The sequence below is a fragment of the Microbacterium sp. Bi128 genome (genome assembly GCF_918698205.1).
In genome coordinates this window covers 1-1,804 of the sequence record NZ_CAKKMM010001051.1, presented here as the reverse complement: position 1 = coordinate 1,804, position 1,804 = coordinate 1, and the positions used below count along the sequence as shown (strand labels likewise).

The window sequence follows — 1,804 nt, the reverse complement described above, 5'->3', positions numbered from 1 at the left end:
TCCGGAAACGGGCGAGTAACACGGGCGAGCGGCGACGTCCCTACACTCCGGGCTCAGGAGGTGAGCGGTGTCGGCACTCGAAGACGCGCTGCGAAACCCGCCCCGCATCCCCGCCGTCGGCGACTCGTCGCCGTTGACGGGGCTCGCCCGTCGGCGGATCTCACGGCTCGATATCCTCGCGCATTCGGTGGCGGCGATCGGACCGTCGTCGGGCGCGCTGATCGGCACTGTCGTCGCCGCGCAGATCGCCGGTCGCGGCGTGTGGCTGGCCGTTCTCCTGGCGATGGCCGTGTCATGGACGCTCGCGCAGGTCTTCGGTCAGTACGGTTCGCGCATCGCCGGTTCGGGCTCGCTGTACACGTTCGTCGCGCATGCGGCGGGACCCCGCGTCTCGCTCGCCGTGATGTGCGCGCTGGCCATCGGATACGGCGTCCTGGCGGGATTCGGCGCGGCACAGACCGCTGAGCATCTCGTGTCCGCCGTCGCACCGCCGCTCGTGCACGCGCCACCCCTGGCATCGCTCGCGGTGCTCGCGCTCGTGGCCGCCGTGATCGTGGCCATCATGACGCGCCGCGCACAGGTCTCCACGCGCCTCACCTTCATCGCCGAGGCGGCGGGGATCCTGCTGCTCGTGATCCTGCTGTTCGTCGCCTTCGCGGGGGGCAGCGTCCCGACACCCGAGCACTTCTCGCTCGAGGGCGTCACACCGAGCCAGATCGTGTTCGCGACGGCGATCATGACCGGAACCATGCTCGGCTGGGAGAGCGCATCCGCCCTGGGCGCCGAGGCATCCCGACCGTTCGCGAGCGTTCCGCGCGCGATGTCGTGGTCGGTGCTGTTCTCGGGATGCCTCTACTTGCTCGTGGTGGTGGGCGGGGCGGGACTGAACCCTTCGGCGGCCTCGGCGGAGTCGGGACCCTCGGCCATGTGGTTCGCCTTCTCGTTGGCGGGCGGCTGGGCGGCGCCCGTCATCCACGCGGTGCTGGCGCTGTGCTTCCTCCCTGTCGCCCTCGCCTCGTGGACGGCGTTGAGTCGATTGATCTTCCTGACCGGGCGCGAGCGCACGACGCACGAATGGGTCGGCGTGATCGACCGGATATCGCAGACCCCGCGCCGCGCGATCCTGGTCTCGATCCCGCTCGTGCTCGCGGCTCCCGTGACGGTCATCCTCGGGGACTCGCCCTCTTCGACGTGGTCGGGCGCGTTCTCGGCCATCGGATCGATGGCGCTGTATCTCTCGTACGCGATCGCGTGCTTCTGCCTCCCGGTCTTCCTGCGGCGCATCGGCGAGGAACGTCGTGTCTGGACGGTGGTCGCGTTCGCCGGCGGCGGCGGAATCACGGCGGTGCTCATCGCCGACGCTGTTCTGCAGGTGGCATCCGGTGATGGGGTCGGACTGGTGGTGTTCCCGCTCGTCGCGGGTGTCGCGGTGGCGTGGTACGCCCACCTGCGGCGCCGTCGGCACGGGCGTGCCCGGCTGGGGGAGTACGACCACACCGTCGCCTCGGACCTGTGGGGTGAGGAGGCCGGATGACCACCGGGGCTCCGCCGGCGCGTCCCGAATGGGGCGAGCACTTCCGTGGACGCCAGACACAGTCGGTGGAGATCGCGCTCGCGGTACTGGAGGAGGTCGCGCGTGCCGGGGCCGGCGTCACCGCACAGCAGGTGTGCACACGGCTCGGGATGCCACGATCCACGGGGTATCGCGTCATCCGGCAGCTCGTTGAGGCGGAGTGGCTCGCCCGCACGCCCGACATCAGCGGTCTCGCGCTCGGGCATCGGCTGTCGGAGCTGGTTCGAGGGG

At 70.6% G+C, this 1,804-nt stretch carries 2 protein-coding genes; both read left to right on the top strand.

Annotation, left to right across the window (positions count from 1 at the left end):
* Positions 1–67 precede the first annotated feature (67 nt).
* Positions 68–1,534 (top strand): APC family permease, encoded by a 1,467-nt coding sequence (locus LQV45_RS29650; protein ID WP_230010701.1) that lies wholly within the window; start codon positions 68–70, stop codon positions 1,532–1,534.
* On the top strand, positions 1,531–1,804 hold a 274-nt coding region (locus LQV45_RS29645; RefSeq protein ID WP_230010698.1), incomplete at its 3' end, for a helix-turn-helix domain-containing protein. The genes LQV45_RS29650 and LQV45_RS29645, both read left to right, overlap by 4 nt.